The 5,071-nt window shown below is 74.0% G+C and carries 7 protein-coding genes; 3 read left to right on the top strand and 4 right to left on the bottom strand.

The window, feature by feature from the left end:
- Together IH13_RS0103295 and IH13_RS0103290 are read left to right on the top strand one after the other, a co-directional pair.
- Positions 1 to 609 (top strand): MurR/RpiR family transcriptional regulator (locus IH13_RS0103295; RefSeq protein ID WP_031080898.1); only part of this gene is annotated, 609 nt, incomplete at its 5' end.
- Positions 610 to 799: 190 nt separating this feature from the next.
- On the top strand, positions 800 to 1,336 hold the full coding sequence (locus tag IH13_RS0103290; protein WP_031080897.1) for a hypothetical protein: 537 nt from the start codon (positions 800 to 802) through the stop codon (positions 1,334 to 1,336).
- Between the two features lie 9 nt (positions 1,337 to 1,345).
- Here IH13_RS0103290 and IH13_RS0103285 read toward each other — a convergent pair whose 3' ends face one another.
- The 4 genes from IH13_RS0103285 to IH13_RS0103270 all read right to left on the bottom strand — a co-directional run bounded on the left by IH13_RS0103285 (position 1,346) and on the right by IH13_RS0103270 (position 3,526).
- Positions 1,346 to 1,720 (bottom strand): hypothetical protein, encoded by a 375-nt coding sequence (locus tag IH13_RS0103285; RefSeq protein ID WP_031080896.1) that lies wholly within the window; start codon positions 1,718 to 1,720, stop codon positions 1,346 to 1,348.
- Positions 1,721 to 1,809: 89 nt separating this feature from the next.
- A complete protein-coding gene (locus IH13_RS0103280; protein WP_031080895.1) occupies positions 1,810 to 2,280 on the bottom strand; it encodes a roadblock/LC7 domain-containing protein in 471 nt (156 codons plus the stop codon).
- Between the two features lie 38 nt (positions 2,281 to 2,318).
- Positions 2,319 to 3,119 carry a helix-turn-helix domain-containing protein gene (locus IH13_RS0103275; protein ID WP_031080894.1) on the bottom strand — a complete coding sequence of 267 codons (801 nt, stop codon included), beginning with the start codon at positions 3,117 to 3,119 and terminating at the stop codon, positions 2,319 to 2,321.
- Positions 3,116 to 3,526, bottom strand: a complete 411-nt coding sequence (locus IH13_RS0103270; RefSeq protein ID WP_031080893.1) for a hypothetical protein — start codon at positions 3,524 to 3,526, stop codon at positions 3,116 to 3,118. The genes IH13_RS0103275 and IH13_RS0103270 overlap by 4 nt, the downstream gene beginning before the upstream one ends.
- A gap of 214 nt (positions 3,527 to 3,740) precedes the next feature.
- On the opposite strand from IH13_RS0103270, the gene hutU reads away from it, so the two are divergent.
- Positions 3,741 to 5,071, top strand: a 1,331-nt coding sequence (hutU, locus tag IH13_RS0103265; RefSeq protein WP_037840681.1) for a urocanate hydratase, incomplete at its 3' end; no start/stop codon positions are given.

Raw genomic sequence — 5,071 nt, 5'->3', positions numbered from 1 at the left:
CCCGCCGAGGGCGAGGCGGACGCCGGCGCGCCCGTGCACAACGCGTACCAGCAGGCCGTCCTGGCCGAGATCGAGAACCTCCGGCAGCTCGCCGGGCTGCTCGCCGACACCGGGCCCGTGGAGCGGGCGGGACGGCTGCTGGCCGCCTCCCGGCCGCTCCCGGTCCTCGGGCTGCGGGCCGCGTCCGCGCAGGCCCGGGGGTTCGGGTACTTCGCCGCCAAGGTGCACCCCGATGTGCGGGTGCTCGACGAGGGCGGCAGCATGCTGCACGACCGCATCGACGCCGCCCGGCGGGCGGGGGCCGGTGCGCTGATGTGCTTCGCGCTGCCCCGGCACCCCAGAGAGGTCGTGGACGCCCTCGGCTACGCGCGGCAGCAGGGCCTCACCGTGGTCACGGTCGCCGATTCGGCGTTCGCGCCGGTCGCCGAGCACAGCGACCTGCTGATCCCGGCCGGGGTGGGGACGGGCCTCGCCTTCGACACCGCGTGCGCGCCGATGCTGCTGGGGCGGGTGCTGCTGGAGGCGATGTGCGACGGGCTGCCCGACGCCCAGGCCCGCCTGGAGGAGTTCGACGCGCGGGCGGCGGCACGGGCGCTGTTCGCCGAGTAGCGGCACCCCGCCCTGGGCCGGGCCCCGCTACTCGGCCCGGCTCGGCGGAGCGGCGGAGCCCCGGCGCCCGGCCCGGCCGGATTTCTCAGACGGCCCTCATCTGCGCCCGTTAGCCTCCGCGCCCAGAAGGTCCGCAGAGAGCAGGAGAGGGGTACGGGACGTGGGGCGCGGAGCGCAGTCGTTGGCGAGGGTGGCCGTGATCGTACGGGCCGGGGCCGCGCCGATGTGGTGGCCGGGGGTACTGGCGGCGGCCATCGGGGGCTTCGTACCGGGGCTGACCGGCCGCCGGATCGGGCTGCTGGCCGGCGCGGCGCTGTTTTTGGTGACGGCCGCGGTGGTGGCCTGCTGCCGTATGCGGCGGTACGGGGTGCTCGCCGGGGCGGCGACGCGGGCCGGGCGCGGCGACTTCCTCCAGGACCGTGACGTGACCGTACGCCTGTGGCGGCGGGCGCACCGGTGGTGGCTGCTCGGGGCGTTCCTGGCGGCCGTGGGGAGCGCGTGCGTGCTGCCCGGCGCCGGCGGGCTGGTGCTGGCGGGCGCGGGGGCCGGGCTCTGGCTGAAGGCGGTGCGCATCGGGCGGCGGGAGGTCCGCGACGACGTCCTGTACTGGGTGCGCACCGACCGGGTGGAGCGGGGCCGGCCCGCGGGCCGGCAGGTGGAGGCGTACCGGACGACGGGGCCGATGGCGGGGGACGCCGCGCCGGGTGGGGCGCGGCGCCGCCGCTGAGGACCGGCCTCAGACCTCCAGGTCGGCCTCGATCTTCTTCAGCTGGTGGCGGGCCATCGCGAGGTTGGCCCGGCCGGAGTCCAGGACGAGGTAGAGGAAGAGACCGTTGCCGCCCCGGGCCTTGAGCAGCCGGATCATGTGGTACTGGGTGCCGAGGGTGATCAGGATGTCCTCGATCTCGTCCTTGAGCCCCAGGTGCTCCATGGTGCGGAGCTTGGAGCGGACCACGTCGGTGTTGCCCGCCGCGGCGACCTCCAGGTTGAAGTCCTTGCCGCCGCCGAGGGTGCCCAGGGCCATGCCGCTGGTGTAGTCGACGAGGGCGACACCGGTGGCGCCCTCGATCGACGTCATCGCGTCCTTCAGTGCCGTTTCGGTGTTGGCCATGAGTGCTCGATTCCTTTCCCTGGCCGGCCGGGTGGCCGGTCCGTTTCTGGCGGATGTGCCGGTCTGCCGACGACGTGTGCCGGGTGGCGTCATGGGGTCGGGGGCCGGTCGGTGTAGGGCGCGGGGCGCCGGGGCAGCGCCCCGGTGCGGTCGGGGCGCTGCGGGGGCGCGGGGCGTTCGGCGCGTTCCAGGACGGCGTCCACGACCTCACCGATCCGGGCGCCGGAGCGGCGGCCCTCCAGATGGAGCCGGCCGACGTTGATGCGGTCCTCGGCGAGGAGGGTCAGGACGGCGGAGGAGCCCGCCGCGTAGGTGGCGATGTAGCCGCTGACCAGCAGTTCGCGGAAGCCGCCGCGGCCGGTGGCGTCCGTCATCCGGACCGCCACCCCGAGGGCGGCGGCGGTGAGGGCGGCGATGCCCTCGGCCTCGACGCCCGGGGTGTCCTGGGCGACGATCAGCCCGTCGGTGCTGGCGGCCAGGGCACCGGTCAGGAGCGGCACCCGGGCCCGTAACCGCTGGAGCTCGTCGAGGACGTCCTGTGCTTCGGCCTCGGGCACCATCAGCTGTCTCCTCCCGGCACGCTGTCTGAGCGCGCGTATCACAGGGCCTCCAATGCGTCGCGGAGCCGGCGCAGCAGGGCGACGTCGGGGTCGGCCGTGACCTCGGGGAAGACGATCCGGCCGGCCGTGTCACCCGGGCCGGACGAGGCGGGGCGAATCGTTTCGACCAGCCCGGCAGCCGCGAGCCGCCGCAGGTCCACCAGGATGTGGAAGGCCGAGCGGCCCAGCTCCTGGGCGATGTCCGTGGCCGTGCGCACGCCGTCCACCAGGTCCAGGACGCGGCGCTGGCGCGGCGGTACCGGCGCGTCGGCCAGGCCGGCCGTGGCGGTCAGCGGGGCGCTGTCGGTGAGGGCGTCGGGCCAGATCCGGTCCAGCAGTTCCCGGCGCCGGAGCGTCTCGCGCTGCACGGCGTCCACGGGGACGGGGCGGACGGGGCCGATCCAGTGGGAGACCCCGTACCGGAAACGGGCCGGGGCACTCGTCGGCGCGAGGGCGAAGAAGGCGGCGTCGTACAGCGCGCCCAGATGGCACAGCTCCAGTGCGCCGCCCGGCACCCGTCCGCTGTCCACGAGGTAGCGGCCGACGCGTTGTCCGGCGCCCGCCTGGGCGACCGCGTCCCACCAGCCCTCGTCGCGTAACGCGCCGCCGGTGGTCAGCAGGACGTCGATGCCGGGGGTGGCGGGGCTCTCGGCGTGCACGACCTGCCCGTCGGCGAGGTAGAGCGTGCCGTGGTCGCGTATCAGTGCGCCGGTGGCGCGCTCCGCCGCGAGCCGCTGGAGCATCGGGGAGAGCACGGCCCGGCCGGCTGCCCGGGGCCGGGTGGTCGCGGCGGGGCTCATGCCAGGACCAGCCGCTGCGCGATCTCGCCGAGCTTGATCCGGGCGAGTGCGAGATTGCCCTCCGAGCGGTCCAGCCACAGGTGGAGGAAGACGCTGCTGTCGAACGCCGTCTCGACGAAACGCAGGATGTGGTAGCCGGGCGCCGTCGTGACGATGACGTCCTCGACCGCGGGGGCGTTGGCGGCGGCGGCCGTGTCGTGGGAGAGGGTCCGCGCCTGGGCGAACACCGGTTGCTCGGCGGCCATGCGTGCCACCTCGGCGGTCTCGGCGGCCGTCGCCTCGTGGTCGCCGTTGGGGGATTCGCCGATGGTGCCGAGGGCGAGGCCGCTCGTCCAGTCGACGACCGCGGCACCCCGGGCACCGGGCAGCCTCATGACTTCGAGCAGGCACTCGTCGATTCCGGGCACCGCTGTTTCCCCTCCCGACGTGGCGTACGGCTGTGTTGGAGAGGCTACGCAACGTGCTCGGCCGGGGAGGGAGTTCTGGCATTTTCCAAAGGAACATGCGCGGCGTCGTGTAAGAGGCGGGCGGCCCGGCCTGGCGGGGACGCCTTGTTGACTAGGAGTATTCAGAGGCTCAGGATGTGAATAGTCCAGCCGCAGTCGCGAGGAGGCATCCCCCATGTCAGGACCCCGGCCCGTACGGGCACCGCGCGGTACGGAACTGAGCGCCCTGGGCTGGCAGCAGGAGGCCGCCCTCCGCATGCTCCAGAACAACCTTGACCCCGAGGTCGCCGAGCACCCCGACAAGCTCGTCGTCTACGGCGGCACGGGGAAGGCGGCCCGTGACTGGCGCTCCTTCGACGCCATGGTCCGGACCCTGCGCACGCTCAAGCAGGACGAGACGATGCTCGTCCAGTCGGGGCGGCCGGTCGGCGTGATGCGGACCCACGAGTGGGCGCCGCGCGTCCTGATCGCCAACTCCAACCTGGTGGGCGACTGGGCCAACTGGGAGGAGTTCCGCCGGCTGGAGGCGCTCGGACTGACCATGTACGGGCAGATGACCGCCGGTTCCTGGATCTACATCGGGACCCAGGGCATCCTCCAGGGCACCTACGAGACGTTCGCCGCCGTCGCCGCCAAGAGGTTCGGCGGGACCCTGGCGGGGACGATCACGCTGACGGCCGGTCTCGGCGGTATGGGCGGGGCCCAGCCGCTGGCCGTGACGATGAACGACGGCGTGGCCCTGTGCGTCGACTGCGACCCGCGCGCCATCGAACGCCGCATCGAGCACCGCTTCCTGGACGTCCGGGCCGACTCCCTGGAGCACGCGCTCCAGCTGGCGGTCGAGGCGCGCGACGCCCGGCGCCCGCTCTCCATCGGCCTGCTGGGCAACGCGGCGGAGCTGCTGCCCCGGATGCTCGCGGAGGGCGCGCCGGTCGACATCGTCACCGACCAGACCAGTGCCCACGACCCGCTCGCCTACCTGCCGGCCGGCGTCGACTTCGACGACATGGCCGCCTACGCGGCCGAGAAGCCCGCCGACTTCACACGGCGGGCCCGTGAGTCGATGGCCGCCCACGTCGAGGCGATGGTGGGGTTCATGGACGCGGGGGCGGAGGTCTTCGACTACGGGAACTCGATCCGCGGCGAGGCCCAGCTCGCCGGATACGCGCGGGCGTTCGACTTCCCCGGCTTCGTACCGGCGTACATCCGGCCGCTCTTCTGCGAGGGCAAGGGGCCGTTCCGCTGGGCGGCGCTCTCGGGCGAGGCGTCGGACATCCACAAGACGGACCGGGCGATCCTGGACCTGTTCCCGGAGAACGAATCGCTGCACCGCTGGATCAGGATGGCCGGCGAGCGGGTCCGCTTCCAGGGGCTGCCCGCCCGCATCTGCTGGCTCGGTTACGGGGAGCGCGACCGGGCCGGGGAGCGGTTCAACGACATGGTGGCGAGCGGGGAACTGGCCGCCCCGCTGGCCATCGGGCGCGACCACCTGGACTGCGGCTCCGG

This window comes from Streptomyces sp. NRRL WC-3549 (assembly GCF_000721935.1).
Taxonomy (GTDB): Bacteria; Actinomycetota; Actinomycetes; order Streptomycetales; family Streptomycetaceae; genus Streptomyces.
Note: the sequence above shows the minus strand (reverse complement) of the source record. Positions and strands in the feature narration are given on the sequence as shown.